Source organism: Streptomyces sp. JN8 (genome assembly GCF_055808075.1).
Window position 1 is genome coordinate 6,785,553 of sequence record NZ_CM147852.1, and the last position, 16,286, is coordinate 6,801,838.

The window sequence follows — 16,286 nt, forward strand, 5'->3', positions numbered from 1 at the left end:
ATCGCCGGGTGATCCCGTCGCCCCGAACGGGCATACTGCCCGCGACCCCGCGCGCCCCCGCACGCCCGTGCCCGTGCGCGCCCGGCAGGGAGGAGCGCCCGGCCATGGCCGACAGCACCCCGGACGGCGTCGAGCGCCGGCTGCCCACCGACGAGGCCCGCGAGCTGCTCGCCCTGACGCGGGACATCGCCCGGCGGGAGATCGCCCCGCGCGCCGCCGAGGAGGAGGACGCCGGGCACTTCCCCCGCGAGCTGTTCACCCTGCTCTCCCGCTCCGGACTGCTCGGACTGCCCTACGACCCCGAGTACGGCGGGGGCGGTCAGCCGTACGAGGTGTACCTCCAGGTCCTGGAGGAACTGGCCGCCGCGCGGCTCACCGTCGGACTCGGCGTCAGCGTCCACAGCCTCTCCTGCCACGCGCTCGCCCGGTATGGCACCGACGCGCAGCGCACCGCCCACCTGCCGGCGATGCTCGGCGGCGGCCTGCTCGGCGCGTACTGCCTCTCCGAGCCGTCCGCCGGCTCGGACGCGGCCGCCCTCCGGACCCGGGCCGTCCGGGACGGCGACGGCGGCGACTGGGCGATCGACGGTACCAAGGCCTGGATCACCCACGGCGGCATCGCCGACTTCTGCACGGTCATGGCCCGCACCGGCGAGGAGGGCCCCCGGGGCATCACCGCCTTCCTCGTGCCGGGCGACGCGCCCGGGCTGAGCGCGGCCCCGCCCGAACGGAAGATGGGCATGAAGGGCTCGCCGACCGCCCAGCTCCACTTCGACGGGGTACGGGTGCCCGACGCGCGGCGCCTCGGCGCCGAGGGACAGGGCTTCGCCATCGCCCTCGACGCGCTGGACTCGGGCCGGCTGGGCATCGCCGCCTGCGCCGTCGGGCTCGGCCAGGCCGCCCTCGACGCTGCCGTCGCCTACGCCGTGGAGCGCCGCCAGTTCGGCCGGCCGATCTCCGACTTCCAGGGCCTGCGCTTCCTCCTCGCCGACATGGCGACCCGGATCGAGGCCGGCCGTGCGCTGTACCTGGAGGCGGCGCGGCTGCGGGACGAGGGGCGGCCCTTCGGCCGCCGCGCGGCGATGGCCAAGCTGTTCTGCTCGGACGCCGCCATGGCGGTCACGACCGACGCGGTCCAGGTGCTGGGCGGGTACGGGTACACGGCGGAGTTCCCCGTGGAGCGGTACCTGCGGGAGGCGAAGATGCTCCAGATCGTCGAGGGCACCAATCAGATCCAGCGGGTCGTGATCAGCCGGTCCCTGCTGCAGGGCGGCTAGCGGCGGGCGTGGTCGGACCCGCCTCCGCACGGGACCCGTCGAGCGGGCGCGTGCGGGCGCGTGCGGGCGCACGGGCGCGAGGCGCGCGAGGGGGCGCGGCGGGCGCGGGGCCGGCGTGCATGCCGGGGCCCGGTTCCGAGTGGCCCGGCACCGAGGGGGCCGCGATCGGGTCCGTCCTGAGGTCAGGGCCGCGCCGCGAGGTCAGGACCGCGCCGCGAGAGGCGCGCGGGCGCGCGGTTCCGTTCCGGGCAGGCCGGATCGCCCCGTCGCGCTGCCGGTCCGCGGGACGGCGTTCGGCGGGGGCGTTCACTCAGATCAGGCGGGGACGCTCTCTCAGATCCGGCGGGCGGTCATCGCCCCGTCGCCCGGCCGGACCAGCGTGCCGCTGACCCGTACCGTGCGGTCCGCCCAGACCGGGCCGGCGGCGAGCCGGGCCCACTCCTGGTCGCGGTGGCCCGGGAGGGTGCGGCCCTGGCTCGCCCAGAGGGAGAGCACGGCCTTGTAGATGGGCGGGTCCGCGGGGAGGTGCGCCGCCGGGGCGGGACCCTGGACGGGCACGGGCACGGGCACGGGCACGGGGACCGGCACGGGCGGCTGTGCCGCCGGGGCCTGCGGGGCCACGGGTCGGTGCGCGGGTGCCGGTACGGGGGCGGCCACCGGCATCGGCGCCGGGGCCTGCGGGGCCACGGGGCGGGGTACGGGCGCCGGGAGGGGGGCGGCCACCGGCATCGGCGCCGACGACTGCGGAACCGATTCTTCGCGGCGCGGCTCGGCCTGTCGATGCCGACCGATCCCGCTGGGAGTGGTGTACAGCGTGGTCATGCCCTGACCAACGCCCCCCGGCGGCCCGTGGTCACCGCCGAGCGGAATCGTGCGGCAGTTCGTCCGGTACCCGGTGCACGACTCTGGCCGCGCGGAGCACGGCTGACGTACCGTCAGATTCTTCCGCGGAAGACACGCGCTCGCCGACCAGGAGGTCAGCCATGTCCGTGCACCGGCACGTCGACGACCGGCCCGTCCCACTCGACGAATACCCCGTGCACCAGGCCCCGCTCTCGATGAAGCACCACGTCAGCGGCGACCGCAACGCCTACGACCGGTGCATCTTCCACGTCTTCGACCACTCCGGCCGCGCCCTGCTCATCGCCGGCCTCGGGGTCTACCCGAACACCGGGGTCGTCGACGCCTACGCCACCCTCCGCGTCGGCGACCGGCTGCACGCCGTCCGCGCCTCCGACGCACTGGGCGACGACCGGACGGACCTCTCCGTCGGCCCCTTCGCCATCACGGTCGACGAGCCCCTCAAGCGCCTCTCCCTGCGCTGCGCCGCCGACCCGGACGACCCCGAGGGCCTCTCGTACGACCTGAGCTGGACCGGCGACTTCCCCGCCGTCTGGGAACCCCACCACACCCAGCGCCACGGCGGCCGGCTCACCCTCGAAGGGCGGCGCTTCGTCCAGGCCGGGCACTGCGCGGGGACCGTCAGGGCCGGCGGCGAGGAGTTCCGGGTGACCCCGGGGGAGTGGACCGGGACTCGCGACCGCAGCTGGGGAGTCCGCCCGATCCCCGGCGAGGAGCCGGGCCGCGCCGCCGAGTTCCGCCCCGAGGGCTTCCACTGGCTCTGGATACCGATGCGCTTCGAGGACCGCTTCCTCATGGTGATCGCGCAGGAGGACGCCGACGGCTACCGCACCCTCAACGAGGCCCTGCTCGTACGGAACGGCCACCGCGACACCCAACTCGGCTGGCCCCGCACCGAGATCACGTACCGCCCGGGCACCCGCCACCCGGAACGGGCCGCGGTCCACCTCACCGACCCGAGCGGCAAGCCCCTGGAGGTCGGCGTCGAGATCCTGGCCTCCTCCCCGCTCGCCGTCGGCGCGGGCTACCCGCCCGCCACCGACTGGCAGCACGGCACCTGGCAGGGCCGCGGCTGGACCGACCGGCGCGTCTACGACCTCACGGACCCCGCCGCGCACCCCATGGCGGCGTACGGCGTCACCGACCACGCCGCCCGCTTCACCCTCGACGGCCGCATCGGCCACGGCATCTTCGAACACGGCTCGTTCGGCCGCCACGACCCCAGCGGCTTCGCCGACCACACCTCGACGGCCCGCTGAACCCCCCTTGCCGCAGGCCGCGCCGAACAGCCCACCGAGGAGCCCCCGTGACCGCTGCGCCCCGTCCCCGCACCACCACCCGCGACCCCGAGGAGCTCGGCCGCCGGCTCACCCGCTGGCTGGACCGGCGGCTGCCGGGCGCCCGGGTGACCGGACTCGCCGTACCCGGTTCCAACGGCATGTCCAGCGAGACCCTGCTCTTCGACCTCGACCACCCCGACGCACCGGTCCGCGGCTGCGCCCTGCGGCTGGCCGCCGACCCCGAGGCGTACACCGTCTTCCCCGTCTACGACATGGCCCGCCAGCACCGGGTCATGCGTCTGGTCGGCGAGCACACCGACGTCCCCGTACCGCGCGTGCTGTGGTTCGAAGAGGACCACGGCCCGCTGGGCGCGTCCTTCTTCGTGATGGCCCGCGCCGAGGGCCGGGTCCCGCCGGACGTGATGCCCTACACGTACGAGGGGAACTGGCTGCACGACGCCACCGACGGGGAACGCGCCCTGCTGGAGGCCGAGTCCGTCGCCGTGATCGCCCGGCTGCACGACCAGTTCCCCGCGAAGGAGGCCGAGTTCCTGCTGCCCGACGGGCAGGGCACCCCGCTGCGCCGCCATGTCGACGCCCAACGCGCCTACTACGCCTGGGTGGTGGCGGGGCTCGCGCCCTCGCCGCTCATCGAGTCGGCCTTCGACTGGCTGGAGGCGCACTGGCCCGCGGACGAAGGGCCGGCGGTCCTGGGCTGGGGCGACGCGCGCATCGGGAACATCGTCTACGACGGATTCACCCCCGCGGCCGTCCTCGACTGGGAGATGGCCGCCTGCGTCCCGCGCGAGGTGGACCTCGGCTGGACGGTCTACCTGCACCGCTTCTTCCAGGACCTGACCGTCGGCTTCGGGCAGCCCGGGCTGCCCGACCTCCTGCGGCGCGACGCGGTCGAACGGCGCTACGCCGAACTGACCGGGCACACCCCGCGCGACATGGAGTTCCACACGCTCTACGCGGCACTGCGACACGCGATCGTCATGCTCAGGATCGCCTACCGGCAGGCCCACTTCGGCGAGGTCGAGGTGCCCGCGGACCCCGACGGGCTGATCCTGCACCACGCCACCCTGGCGGCGATGGTGCAGGGACGCTACTGGTGAGCGGAGGGGCCCCCGGGCCCCGTCCGGACCTGCCTCAGGCCGCGCGCCGCAGCTGCGTCACCCGGATCGGGCGCGAGCCCGGTCCGCCGACGTGAGAGAAGGGCTGCGTACGCCAGTCGAGGCCCTGGGGGAGCGTCAGGAGCAGGGCGGTGTCCTGCTCCTGGACCTCCAGGGTGTCGTCGGCCGGCCGGGCCTCGGCCGCCGCGAGGCCTGTGCCCCGGCAGACCGTCAGGACGAAGGGGTTCCACGGCGTCGGGCAGAGCGCGTGCTCCGGCAGCGCGTCCTCGTCCGCGAGCAGCGCGATCGGCTGCACGCACTCCGGGCAGATGACCCGGAACATCTCAAAGGTGTCGTACGCGTCGAGCTCATCGGACGTGTCGACCGAATCAACAGGCTCCTGCATGGAGAATCTCCCCCTCGGGTGGGTCGGCCGGATCTGTGCGGCCTCGACCACAGCAAGCACTTCCCATGCGGCCGTCCGCATAATCGTGTGGCAGTACCCAAGGCCGGACGAATGCCTGTGGCGTTCGTCACACGCCCGCCGCGGTCGTGTCGGGATGACCCATACCGCCCGATTGCGGTCGACCCCGCCGGTGCCGCACCTCCCCGGGAGCAATAAGGTCACCGCATGGAGGAGCTGGATCGTCAGATCGTCGAGTTGCTGGTCAAGGACGGGCGCATGAGCTACACCGACCTGGGCAAGGCCACGGGCCTGTCCACGTCGGCGGTGCATCAGCGCGTCCGCCGGCTCGAGCAGCGCGGAGTCATCCGCGGCTACGCCGCCGTCGTGGACCCGGAGGCCGTCGGCCTGCCGCTGACCGCCTTCATCTCGGTCAAACCCTTCGACCCCAGCGCCCCCGACGACACCCCCGACCGCCTCGCCGACATCCCCGAGATCGAGGCGTGCCACAGCGTCGCCGGCGACGAGAACTACATCCTCAAGGTCCGCGTCGCCACCCCGCTGGAGCTGGAGCACCTGCTCAGCCGGATCCGCTCCCAGGCCGGCGTCTCCAGCCGCACCACCGTCGTCCTCTCCACCCCGTACGAGGCCAGGCCCCCGCGCATCTGACGGCGGCTCGCCGCCCCCCCCGGGAGCCCGCCCACGCGCGCGAGGCGCCGTGCCGCACCCCACGCGCCTCCCCCGAGGGGGACCTGCCGGACAAACCGGGTCCCGGCAGGTCCTAGCCTGGTCGCATGAGTGAGTCCACGCCCCCCGCCTCTTCCGCCGAAGACCGCACCGTGCTGCTGCGCGGTGGAGAGGTCCACAGTCCCGCCGATCCCTTCGCCACCGCCATGGTGGTGGAGCGCGGGCACGTCGCCTGGGTGGGCTCCGAGGGCGCGGCCGACGCCTTCGCCACCGGCGTGGACGAGGTGGTGGACCTGGAGGGCGCGCTCGTCACCCCGGCGTTCGTCGACGCGCACGTCCACACCACCGCCACCGGGTTCGCCCTCACCGGGCTCGACCTGTCGGCCGCCGGCTCGCTCGCCGAGGCGGCCGAACTGATCCGCGCGCACGCCGCGGCCCGCCCCGAGGACCGCATCCTCATCGGCCACGGCTGGGACGCCGCGCGCTGGCCCGAGCGCCGCCCGCTCGCCCGCGCCGAACTCGACGAACTCACCGGTGGCCGACCGCTCTACCTCACCCGCATCGACGTCCACTCGGCCGTCGTCACCACCGCGCTCCTCGACCTCGTTCCGGGCGTCCGCGGACTGGACGGCTTCCACGACGGCCGGCAGCCGCTCACCGGGGACGCCCACCACGCCGTGCGGGCCGCCGCCTTCGGCGCCGTCTCCGACCGCCAGCGCACCGAGGCGCAGCGGGCCGCCCGGAACCGGGCCGCCGCCCTGGGCATCGGCACCCTGCACGAGTGCGGAGGCCCCCGGATCTCGTCCGAGGACGACTTCACCGGACTCCTGGACCTGGCCCGCGACGAGGCCGGGCCGCGCGTCGTCGGCTACTGGGCCGATCTGGACGTCGAGCGCGCCCGCGCCCTCGGCGCCCTGGGCGCGGCCGGCGACCTGTTCGCCGACGGTTCCCTCGGCTCGCACACCGCCTGTCTGCACGAGCCGTACGCCGATCACGCCGACGCCGGCCACACGGGAGCCGCCCACCTCGACGCGGCGACCATCGCCCTCCATGTCGTGGCCTGCACCGAGGCGGGCCTCCAGGCCGGCTTCCACGCCATCGGAGACGCCGCCGTGACCGCCGTCGTGGAGGGCGTCAGGGCCGCCGCGGAGAAGCTCGGCCTCGGCCGCGTCCGGGCCGCCCGGCACCGGGTCGAGCACGTCGAGATGCTCACCCCCGAGACGATCGCCGCCTTCGCCGAGCTCGGCCTCACCGCGTCCGTCCAGCCGGCCTTCGACGCCTTCTGGGGAGGCGAGGAGGGGATGTACGCCGACCGGCTCGGCGCCGAGCGGGCCCGCACCCTCAACCCGTACGCGGCCCTGCTGCGCGCCGGAGTGCCGCTGGCCTTCGGCTCGGACAGCCCGGTGACGCCGCTCGACCCCTGGGGCACCGTCCGGGCCGCCGCCTTCCACCGGACCCCGGAGCACCGGATCTCCGCCCGGGCCGCCTTCACCGCCCACACCCGGGGCGGCTGGCGCGCCGTGGGCCGGGACGACGCGGGCACCCTGGTGCCCGGCGCCCCCGCCGACTACGCGGTCTGGCGCACCGAGGAGCTCGTCGTCCAGGCCCCCGACGACCGGGTGGCCCGCTGGTCCACCGACCCGCGCTCCGGGACGCCCGGTCTGCCCGATCTGTCTCCTGGCGCGGAGCTGCCGGTGTGCCTGCGGACGGTGGTGCACGGGCAGACGGTGTTCGTACGGCCGAACGAGTGATGTAGGGATATGTCCCACCGGGAGGGCGGTCCCGCACGCTTGTCCCCGACCTGCGGATCTTCCCCTCCGGCCTGGGCTTTTGGGGAGTCTTCGCAGGTCAAACGGGTGTTGACAGTCGACCGTCCGGGGCGGGTAGGTTCTCCGCGTCCACCACAGGACGTCCGACCGGACAGCATCTCCACGCATTCGCCGTACGCCGCCCGCGCCTCGGCCGCGAGGGAAGGTTTCTCCGGCGGAAGGTGCGACCCGGGTGGGGCCCGGACGTTCAGTAGACAACGGCTCTCGGTCGATCCGCCGCCAGCGGATCCCAGGTCGGACCGAAGGACGACGGGCCCCGCACCGCACGTCCGCCCCTCGCAGCCGACCCGCCGCGCCGGAGCACTCCGGGGACCTCGCTATGGTGGGGGCCTGCGTATGTATCCGAAGGGGCAGTAGTGAACGACGGTGGCCAGAGGCGTTACGGCCCGCTCGGCAAGGCCTTGGTGATCATTCCGACCTACAACGAGGCGGAGAACATCAAGCCGATCGTCGCGCGGGTGCGGGAGTCCGTACCCGAGGTGCACATCCTCGTCGCCGACGACAACAGCCCCGACGGCACGGGCAAGTTCGCGGACGAGATCGCGTCCGAGGACGACCACGTGCACGTCCTGCACCGCAAGGGCAAGGAGGGCCTCGGCGCCGCCTACCTGGCCGGCTTCCGCTGGGGCATCGAGCACGGGTACGACGTCCTCGTCGAGATGGACGCCGACGGCTCCCACCAGCCCGAGGAGCTTCCGCGGCTGCTGACCGCCCTCAAGGGCGCGGACCTCGTCCTCGGCTCCCGCTGGGTGCCGGGCGGCCGCATCGTGAACTGGCCGAAGTCCCGCGAGTTCATCTCCCGCGGCGGCAGCCTCTACTCCCGCGTGATGCTCGACGTGCCGATCCGCGACGTCACCGGCGGCTACCGGGCCTTCCGCAAGGAGACCCTGGAGGGCCTGGGCCTGGAGGACGTGGCCTCGGCCGGCTACTGCTTCCAGGTCGACCTGGCCCGCCGCGCGGTCGCCGCCGGCTTCCACGTCGTCGAGGTCCCCATCACCTTCGTGGAGCGCGAGATCGGCGACTCGAAGATGAGCCGGAACATCGTCGTCGAGGCGCTCTGGCGGGTCACCGGCTGGGGCCTCTCGGCCCGGGCCGAGAAGGTCGGCAGGAAGCTCGGCCGCAAGACCTCCTGATCCCCGGCCGGGGCGTCCCGCACTGATCTTTCCTTTACGACGTTCCGGCGGGGCGCCAGGCACACTGGGGACCATGACGACCGGCGCAACGCCTCCCCTCGCCCCCCAGCGCTCCCGCGCGCGTACCTTCCTTCCGCTCGCCGTCGCCGCCTGGCTGGTCCTCGAGATCTGGCTGCTCACGGTGGTGGCGGACGCGGCGGGCGGACTGACCGTCTTCGCCCTGCTCGTCGGTGGCATCGTGCTCGGTGCCACCGTCGTCAAGCGGGCCGGCCGCCGTGCCTTCCGCAACCTCACGTCGACCTTCCAGCAGGCCCAGGCCGCCGCGCAGGCGGGCGCCGTGCCCCAGGCGCCCGAGCGGGCGGGCGCGGAGGACCGCAACGGCTTCCTGATGCTCGGCGGCATGCTCCTGATGCTCCCCGGCCTGATCTCGGACGTCCTCGGCCTGCTCCTGCTGATCCCGCCGGTCCGCTCCGTCCTCGGGCGGTACGCGGACCGGGCCGCCGAGCGGCGGATGGCCGCGGCCCCTCCCGGCAGCCTCCAGGACGCCTTCCAGCAGGCCCGCATCCACCGCCCGGACGGCAAGGTCGTCCAGGGCGAAGTGATCCGCGAGGACGCTGCCCAGGGCGCCCGTCGGGCCGACGAGCCCCGCCCGCCCCTGCTGCCCTGACGCCGGACCGACGCCCGTCCCCCCGCCGAAGCGGGGCGACGGGCGTTTTCGCGGGCACCGGTCACGATGGGCTCCCGGCAGACGGAGGGTGACAGGAGCGGCGGCCGGACGGCGGACCGAGGGCGGCGTGGACGGCGGGTGGACGGCTACACGGAAACGCCGCGGGGCCCGGTACACGATGCGTGTACCGGGCCCCGCGGCGTTCTTCCGCCGATGGGTCCGCTAGGCGGACTTGCGGCTGTCGCGCGGATGCACGGCGATGTTCATGGCGCCGGAACGAAGGACGGCCAGCCTCTCGGCGAGGACCTCCTCCAGCTCCTCGCGCGTGCGCCGCTCCATGAGCATGTCCCAATGCGTACGCGCAGGCTTGCCCTTCTTCTCCTCAGGTCCGTCCCCGTCCACCAGGAGAGCCTGGATTCCGCAGACCTTGCATTCCCACTCCGGCGGAATTTCCGCTTCCACAGAGAAGGGCATCTCAAAACGATGGCCCTTCTCGCATGCGTACTCCACGGCCTGGCGCGGGGCCAGATCGATGCCGCGGTCGGTCTCGTAGCTCGTCACCACGAGGCGCGTGCCGCGAAGAGCTCGCTCACTCATGAATCGTGCCTCCCGGGCTTGTCGCCCACAGGACAGGTGTCGCTGTCGTCGTTATCCGGTCAACGTCCGGTCGGCGGTAAAGATTCCCGTGCCGGGTCATGCGTCGCCCGTCGTGCCGCCCCTTGTTGTACCCACCAGTGCCCGTTTTGTCACATCTGACGGCAGATGTGACCCGGTGATTTCACTAAAGCAGCACGCAGTAACGGTCCGCCTGGCAGGCCAAACGCGTACACTACCGCCCTTTCACTGCCACGTCTAAATACGGTCGGGTATCGGGTTCCCGGCGGCCTCCACCGCGCGCCGCACCGGCACCCGGGCGAGCAGGGCGAAGCCGACCACGAAGAAGATCACCAGGGAGATGATGGCATCCCGGTAGCTCCCGGTCAGCTGATACGCGAGACCGAACACGAGCGGACCGAGCCAGCTGAGCCCCCGATCGCTCATCTCGTACGCCGAGAAGTACTCCGCCTCCTTGCCGCGCGGCACCAGATGGGAGAACAGCGAACGCGACAGGGCCTGGCTCCCGCCCAGCACCAGGCCGATCGCGGCCGCCAGGCAGTAGAAGAACGCGGGCGCGTCGGCCGGCAGGAAGTAGCCGGCCACCAGGATCAGGGTCCAGACCGCGAGCGACGCCAGAATCGTCCGCTTGGCGCCGTACGTCCGGGCGAGTCGCCCCATGCCGAGCGCGCCCGCCACGGCGAGCACCTGGACCAGCAGGACCGCCGTGATCAGCGTGGTCTGGTCGAGGCCGAGCTCCTCCGAGCCGAACACCGACGCCTGCGAGATCACCGTCTGCACGCCGTCGTTGTAGACGAGGTAGGCGAGCAGGAAGGAGAGCGTCAGCGGGTGCCGGCGCATGTCCTTGAGGGTCTCCCGCAGCTGCCGCCAGCCGCTGCCGACCGCCCCGCCGCCGGCACCCTCCCGGCCCTCCGGGCCGATCCGGCGGTCCCGCAGCCTCCGCAGCGGCACGACGGTGAAGGCGCCCCACCAGACGCCGGCCGAGGCCAGGCAGATCCGGACTGCCTCACCCTCGGTGAGGCCGAAGGAGTCGTGGCCCGAGTAGAGGACCAGGTTCAGCACCAGGACCAGCGCGCCCGAGGTGTACCCGAAGGCCCAGCCGCGCGAGGAGACCGCGTCCCGCTCGTCCGGCTCCGCGATCTGCGGCAGATAGGCGTTGTAGAGCACCATCGACACCGAGATCGAGGCGTTCGCCACGATCAGCAGGAACGTGCCCAGCAGGTACCGGTCGCCCGCGAGGAGGAACATCCCGGCCGTGGCCGCCGCGCCCGTGTAGGCCGCGGCCGCGAGCAGCGGCTTCTTCCGGCCCGTACGGTCGGCGATCGCGCCGACCAGCGGCATCAGCAGGACCGCGACCACGATCGAGGCGGACACCCCGTACGCGAAGAGCGAGCCGGCCCGCACGGGTATCCCGAGCGGGTGCACATAGCCCTCCGCGTCGGCCGCCTCCCGCGCCACCGAGGTCAGATAGGGGCCGAGGAACACGGTCAGCACGCTCGTCGAGTACACCGAGCAGGCGAAGTCGTAGAAGTACCAGCCCCGCTGCTCCCGCTTCCGCGCGGCGGGATCGGTGGCGTACTCCTCCGGTTCGGTGGTTCCAGCGGTCAAGGCCGCGCCCCCTCGTTCGTCCCCGTGGCCGGGCCCGGTGATCCGGGTCCGGAGGCACCGGGACGCGCGCTCAGACCCACACGCCCCGCTCGGTCAGCACCGAGCGCAGCGTCTCCAGTTGATCGGTCATGATGCCATCGACCCCCAGGTCGAGGAGAGAGTGCATCCGGGCCGGATCGTTCACGGTCCACACGTGGACCTGGATCCCGCGCGCGTGCGCCTCCCGGACGAAGCGGCGGTCCACCACGGGTATGCCGCCCTGCCGCTCGGGCACCTGGGCGGCGACCGCCCCGGCCCGGACCGAGGCCGGGACGCCGAGCGAGCGCAGCCGCAGCCCGACGACCCCCCGGACGCCGAACGAGGTGGCCAGGGCGGGGCCCGCCATCCGCTGGGCCCGCACGACCCGGGCCTCGGTGAAGGAGCCCACGCAGACCCGGTCCCAGGCGCGCTTCTTGCGGATCAGGTTCACCAGCGGGTGGAGGGCGGACTCGGCCTTGAGGTCCACGTTCCAGCGGGCCTCCGGGAACTCGTCGAGGAGGTCGGCGAAGAGCGGCAGCGGCTCCTTGCCCGCCACCCGCGCCTCCCGCACCGCCGCCCAGGGCAGGTCGGCGATCCGGCCCGAGGTGTCGGTGACGCGGTCGAGGGTCGCGTCGTGGAAGGCGACCAGGACCCCGTCCGACGTCGTGTGCACATCGGTCTCGAAGTAGCGGTAGCCCGCGGCGGCGGCCCGGCGGAAGGCGGCCGCGGTGTTCTCCAGGCCGTTCGCCGTGCCGCCGCGGTGAGCGAACGGGAGGGGCGCGGGATGGTCGAGGTAGGGGTGGCGTACGCGAGTCACCGCCGCAGTATGGCGCCTTCCGGTGGCGCGGGGGCGACCGCGGTGCTTCCGGATTCCGGCCCGGGGACGGCGAACCAGCGCAGGAAGAACTGCGCGAGGGGCCCGATGGCCAGCGCGTACAGCACCGTGCCGACGCCGACCGAGCCGCCCAGCAGGAAGCCGGTGGCGACCACCGCCACCTCGATCGCCGTGCGCACCAGCCGGATCGACCGGCCCGTGAGCCGGTGCAGACCGGTCATCAGGCCGTCGCGCGGGCCGGGCCCGAACCGCGCCGCGATGTACAGGCCGGTCGCCACCCCGTTGAGGACGATGCCGGCCGCGAGCAGCGGGATCCGCCCGGCCAGACCGTGCACGTCCGGGACGAGCGCCAGGGTGCCGTCCATCGCCAGACCGATCACGAACACGTTGGACACCGTGCCGAGGCCCGGCCGCTGCCGGATCGGGATCCACAGCAGCAGCACCACGGCCCCGACGATGATCGACACCACGCCGATGGTCAGGCCCGTCTTCTCGGCGAGGCCCTGGTGGAGCACGCCCCAGGGCTCCAGGCCGAGACCGCTGCGCACCAGCAGGGCCGAGCTGACCCCGTACAGCGTCAGCCCCGCGTAGAGCTGGACGAGCCGCCGGGTGAGGTGCCGGCCGTGGAGGCCGGAGGCGATGGACAAGGGACTTCCCCCAGGGTGGTGGTAGTGGACTGACTCATGACACTCTGTGGCGGGGGAAGAGATGCCAACCATGGCCAATTCGACGAAGGTGGACTGATTTCGATGGCCCAGTGGACTTCGGCGGTGGGTCCGGCGCAGCTCGCCCGACAGCTCCAGGCACAGCAGGCGCGGCCCGCCGGGCCCGGGACCCGGAAGCCGCCCGCCTACCGCGCACTGGCCGACGGGATCCGCCTGCTCGTCCTGGAGGGCCGGGTCCCGGTCGCCGCCCGGCTGCCCGCCGAGCGCGAACTCGCCCTGGCCCTGACCGTCAGCCGCACCACGGTGGCGGCGGCCTACGAGGCGCTCCGCGCCGAGGGCTTCCTGGAGTCGCGGCGGGGAGCCGGCAGCTGGACCGCGGTGCCGGCGGGGAACCCGCTGCCCGCGCGGGGCCTCGAACCCCTGCCCCCGGAGTCCCTCGGTTCGATGATCGACCTCGGCTGCGCGGCGCTGCCCGCGCCCGAGCCGTGGCTCACCCGCGGTGTCCAGGGCGCCCTGGAGGAGCTGCCCCCGTACGCGCACACGCACGGCGACTACCCGGCGGGGCTGCCCACGCTGCGGCAGATGCTCGCCGACCGGTACACCGCGCGCGGCATCCCCACGATGCCCGAGCAGATCATGGTCACGACCGGCGCCATGGGGGCCATCGACGCCATCTGCCACCTCTTCGCGGGGCGGGGCGAGCGGATCGCCGTCGAGTCCCCTTCGTACGCGAACATCCTCCAGCTGATGCGGGAGGCCGGGGCACGGCTGGTCCCCGTCGCCATGTCGGAGGGGCTCGGCAGCTGGGACCTGGGCCGCTGGCGGCAGGTGCTCCGGGACGCGGCTCCCCGCCTCGCGTACGTGGTGGCCGACTTCCACAACCCGACCGGGGCCCTCGCCGACGAGGACCAGCGCCGGCAGCTCGTGGACGCCGCCCGCTCGGCCGGCACCGTCCTCGTCGTCGACGAGACCATGGCCGAGCTCCACCTGGACGACGACGTGGAGATGCCGCGGCCGGTCTGCGCCTTCGACCCGGCGGGTTCCACGGTCCTCACCGTCGGCTCGGCGAGCAAGGCGTTCTGGGCGGGCATGCGCATCGGCTGGGTCCGGGCGGCGCCCGACGTCATCCGCTCCCTGGTGGCCGCGCGCGCGTACGCCGACCTCGGCACCCCCGTGCTCGAACAGCTCGGGGTGAACTGGCTGATGCGCACGGGCGGCTGGGAGGAGGCCGTGGCGCTCCGCCGGGAGCAGGCGCGGGAGAACCGGGACGCGCTCGTCGCCGCCGTCCGCAGGGAGCTCCCGGAGTGGGAGTTCTCGGTGCCGCGCGGCGGCCTCACCCTCTGGGTCCGCACCGGCGGCCTCTCCGGCTCGCGCCTGGCCGAGGCGGGGGAGCGGGTCGGCGTCCGGGTCCCCTCGGGTCCCCGGTTCGGGGTGGACGGGGCCTTCGAGGGCTTCGTCCGGCTGCCGTTCACGGTGGGCGGGCCGGTCGCCGACGAGGCCGCCGTCCGGCTGGCGGCCGCGGCCCGGCTGGTCGAGTCGGGCGCGGGCGGGGGCACCGAGCCCCCGCGCTCGTTCGTGGCGTAGCGCGGGCGCCCACACGTGAGGAGGCCGGTACGGACGGGGTCCGTACCGGCCTCCTCACGCGCGCGTGGCGCCGCTCAGCCCTCCGCGGGGACGGGGGCGTGCAGCGGGGCGGGCCCGGGGTCCGGTTCGGCGCGGGGTGCCGGGGCCGGTTCGGGGCTCTTCAGGGTGATCTTCTCGATCGCCATGGTCGCCGCCGCCCGGCGCTCGGGGAGGAGGGCCAGCACCGCCTGGCGGTGCGCCTCGCTCGTCTCCTCGTCGTACGGGTCGGGCGTCGCCGGCACCTGGAGGCGCAGCACCGGTCCGCCGCCGAGGCGGGCGTACCCGCGGCCCGCGGGGACGTGCGGGGTCGGGGTGGTGTGCGGTTCGGCGCCGAGGACGGCGGCGATCTGGTCGGGGGCGGCGGGGCCGAGCGCGATCCGGGCCCTGGTGTGGCTCCGTACCGCCTCGGTGAGGGTGTCCGTGCTGTCGAACTGCTCGGCGACCACCACGGTGACCTGGGCGGCCCGGCCGTGCCGCAGGGGCACCTGGAGCAGTTCCTGCGGGTCGGGGCGGCCGTCGGCCGCGGCGAGGTCGGCCAGGACGCCCGGCCGGTCGAGCAGGATCCAGAGCGGCCGCCGGGTGTCCTCCGGGACCGGCCCGCCCGCCTGGCGGGCCCGGTTGGCGGCGATCAGCCGCCGTTCCGTCTCGTGCGCCGCCCACTCCAGGGTGGTCAGCGCGCCGGCGAGCCCGCACTCGACGGCGAGGACGCCGTCGCGTCCGGCGAGGCACGCGTACTCGCCGGTGCCGCCGCCCTCGACGATCAGGACGTCGCCGTGGGGGAGGGCCTGGAGGGCGATCGAACGCAGCAGCGAGGTGGTGCCGCTGCCCGGCTGGCCGACCACGAGCAGGTGCGGCTCGGTGGAGCGGGGGCCGGTGCGCCAGACGACGGCCGGTGCGTCCTCGGTGCCGTCGGAGGCGACCACGGGCACGGTCCGCTGCACGGCGTCCGCGTCGGTGAAGCCCAGGACGGTCTCGCCCGGCACGGTGACGAAGCGCTGGGCGGCGATGGTGGTGGGCAGGGCGGGCAGCACGCTCATGGCGAGCCGGTTGCCCTCCTCGTCCCAGTCGAAGCGGTACTCGCGGCCGCGGCCGGACTTGGCGTGGAGCAGCTGCTCGATGCGCGCGCGTGCGGCGGGCTCGCCGTCGGCGAAGTACGGCGGGTAGGCGATGCGAAGCCGGGTGGGGCGCCCGTCCTCGTCGAAGGCGTACTCGGAGAGGGCGCCGCTCCAGTCGCCTCCGTGGGTGAAGAGCGGGGCGGGGTCCTCGGGGACGGAGAAGTAGGGGACGAGGGCCTCGTACAGGCCCTTGAGCCGTGCGACCTCGTCGTCGTCGGGGCCGGTCCTGACGACGGGACGCACGCGTCCCTTCCACGCGGCCGCGGCCATGAGCGTGACGAGCGCGAGGAGCGGCCCGTACGGCATCAGGGCGACGACCAGGACGCAGGCCGCGACCAGGAGCAGCGTCGGTCCACGCCGTTCCTTGGGGGTCGCGGCCCACCTGGCGCGCGCGGACGCGGCCAGCTTCCGCAGACCACGGGAGACCGTGATCAGTGGATGGAGCACGTCGGTGGCGCTGTCGGCGGCCGTGCGCGCGATCTCTCGACTGCGAGCGATCTGTGCGCTGCCGCTGCTCAGAATGCGGGGGAGTGGTCGCCGGGCCACGAAGTACTC

15 protein-coding genes are annotated in these 16,286 nt (G+C 74.1%); 8 read left to right on the forward strand and 7 right to left on the reverse strand.

The window, feature by feature from the left end:
* Window positions 1-104 precede the first annotated feature (104 nt).
* Window positions 105-1,277: an acyl-CoA dehydrogenase family protein gene (locus tag ACY0MR_RS30005; RefSeq protein WP_473556381.1), complete on the forward strand. Its 1,173-nt coding sequence runs from the start codon at window positions 105-107 to the stop codon at window positions 1,275-1,277.
* Window positions 1,278-1,610: 333 nt separating this feature from the next.
* Here the strand turns inward: ACY0MR_RS30005 and ACY0MR_RS30010 are convergent, their stop codons facing one another.
* Window positions 1,611-2,099 (reverse strand): hypothetical protein, encoded by a 489-nt coding sequence (locus ACY0MR_RS30010; protein WP_473556383.1) that lies wholly within the window; start codon window positions 2,097-2,099, stop codon window positions 1,611-1,613.
* A 161-nt stretch (window positions 2,100-2,260) separates the two neighbouring features.
* Between ACY0MR_RS30010 and ACY0MR_RS30015 the strand changes: the two genes are divergently transcribed.
* Together ACY0MR_RS30015 and ACY0MR_RS30020 are read left to right on the forward strand one after the other, a co-directional pair.
* The gene (locus tag ACY0MR_RS30015; protein ID WP_388806352.1) at window positions 2,261-3,397 is read left to right on the forward strand and encodes an Rv3169 family protein; all 1,137 of its coding nucleotides are present in this window, start codon (window positions 2,261-2,263) and stop codon (window positions 3,395-3,397) included.
* A gap of 47 nt (window positions 3,398-3,444) precedes the next feature.
* Window positions 3,445-4,536, forward strand: coding sequence for a phosphotransferase family protein (locus ACY0MR_RS30020; RefSeq protein ID WP_473556385.1), 1,092 nt, complete (start codon window positions 3,445-3,447; stop codon window positions 4,534-4,536).
* A 34-nt stretch (window positions 4,537-4,570) separates the two neighbouring features.
* On the opposite strand, the gene ACY0MR_RS30025 is transcribed toward ACY0MR_RS30020, so the two are convergent.
* A complete protein-coding gene (locus tag ACY0MR_RS30025; RefSeq protein ID WP_388806348.1) occupies window positions 4,571-4,939 on the reverse strand; it encodes a hypothetical protein in 369 nt (122 codons plus the stop codon).
* 225 nt (window positions 4,940-5,164) lie between these two features.
* Between ACY0MR_RS30025 and ACY0MR_RS30030 the strand changes: the two genes are divergently transcribed.
* The 4 genes from ACY0MR_RS30030 (at window position 5,165) to fxsA (ending at window position 9,252) form a co-directional block, all read left to right on the forward strand.
* Window positions 5,165-5,605 (forward strand): Lrp/AsnC family transcriptional regulator, encoded by a 441-nt coding sequence (locus ACY0MR_RS30030; RefSeq protein WP_017242178.1) that lies wholly within the window; start codon window positions 5,165-5,167, stop codon window positions 5,603-5,605.
* A gap of 125 nt (window positions 5,606-5,730) precedes the next feature.
* Window positions 5,731-7,374 (forward strand): amidohydrolase, encoded by a 1,644-nt coding sequence (locus tag ACY0MR_RS30035; RefSeq protein WP_473556388.1) that lies wholly within the window; start codon window positions 5,731-5,733, stop codon window positions 7,372-7,374.
* Between the two features lie 434 nt (window positions 7,375-7,808).
* Window positions 7,809-8,585, forward strand: a complete 777-nt coding sequence (locus tag ACY0MR_RS30040; protein ID WP_361855967.1) for a polyprenol monophosphomannose synthase — start codon at window positions 7,809-7,811, stop codon at window positions 8,583-8,585.
* Window positions 8,586-8,658: 73 nt separating this feature from the next.
* Complete coding sequence (gene fxsA, locus ACY0MR_RS30045; RefSeq protein WP_473556391.1) at window positions 8,659-9,252, forward strand: FxsA family membrane protein; 594 nt, start codon at window positions 8,659-8,661, stop codon at window positions 9,250-9,252.
* Between the two features lie 222 nt (window positions 9,253-9,474).
* Here the strand turns inward: fxsA and ACY0MR_RS30050 are convergent, their stop codons facing one another.
* From ACY0MR_RS30050 to yczE, 4 genes are all read right to left on the reverse strand, one after another.
* Window positions 9,475-9,849 (reverse strand): RNA polymerase-binding protein RbpA, encoded by a 375-nt coding sequence (locus ACY0MR_RS30050; protein WP_015032218.1) that lies wholly within the window; start codon window positions 9,847-9,849, stop codon window positions 9,475-9,477.
* A gap of 255 nt (window positions 9,850-10,104) precedes the next feature.
* Window positions 10,105-11,475, reverse strand: a complete 1,371-nt coding sequence (locus ACY0MR_RS30055) for an MFS transporter (protein ID WP_388806341.1) — start codon at window positions 11,473-11,475, stop codon at window positions 10,105-10,107.
* 70 nt (window positions 11,476-11,545) lie between these two features.
* The gene (locus ACY0MR_RS30060) at window positions 11,546-12,310 is read right to left on the reverse strand and encodes a glycerophosphodiester phosphodiesterase family protein (RefSeq protein ID WP_388806339.1); all 765 of its coding nucleotides are present in this window, start codon (window positions 12,308-12,310) and stop codon (window positions 11,546-11,548) included.
* Entirely contained in the window at window positions 12,307-12,975 is a 669-nt protein-coding gene (gene yczE, locus ACY0MR_RS30065) for a membrane protein YczE (protein WP_451060293.1), read from the reverse strand. The genes ACY0MR_RS30060 and yczE overlap by 4 nt, the downstream gene beginning before the upstream one ends.
* A 102-nt stretch (window positions 12,976-13,077) precedes the next feature.
* Between yczE and ACY0MR_RS30070 the strand changes: the two genes are divergently transcribed.
* A complete protein-coding gene (locus ACY0MR_RS30070) occupies window positions 13,078-14,577 on the forward strand; it encodes an SCO1417 family PLP biosynthesis transcription factor (RefSeq protein ID WP_361855982.1) in 1,500 nt (499 codons plus the stop codon).
* Between the two features lie 74 nt (window positions 14,578-14,651).
* Here the strand turns inward: ACY0MR_RS30070 and ACY0MR_RS30075 are convergent, their stop codons facing one another.
* Window positions 14,652-16,277, reverse strand: coding sequence for a hypothetical protein (locus ACY0MR_RS30075; protein WP_473556395.1), 1,626 nt, complete (start codon window positions 16,275-16,277; stop codon window positions 14,652-14,654).
* Window positions 16,278-16,286: the final 9 nt, after the last annotated feature.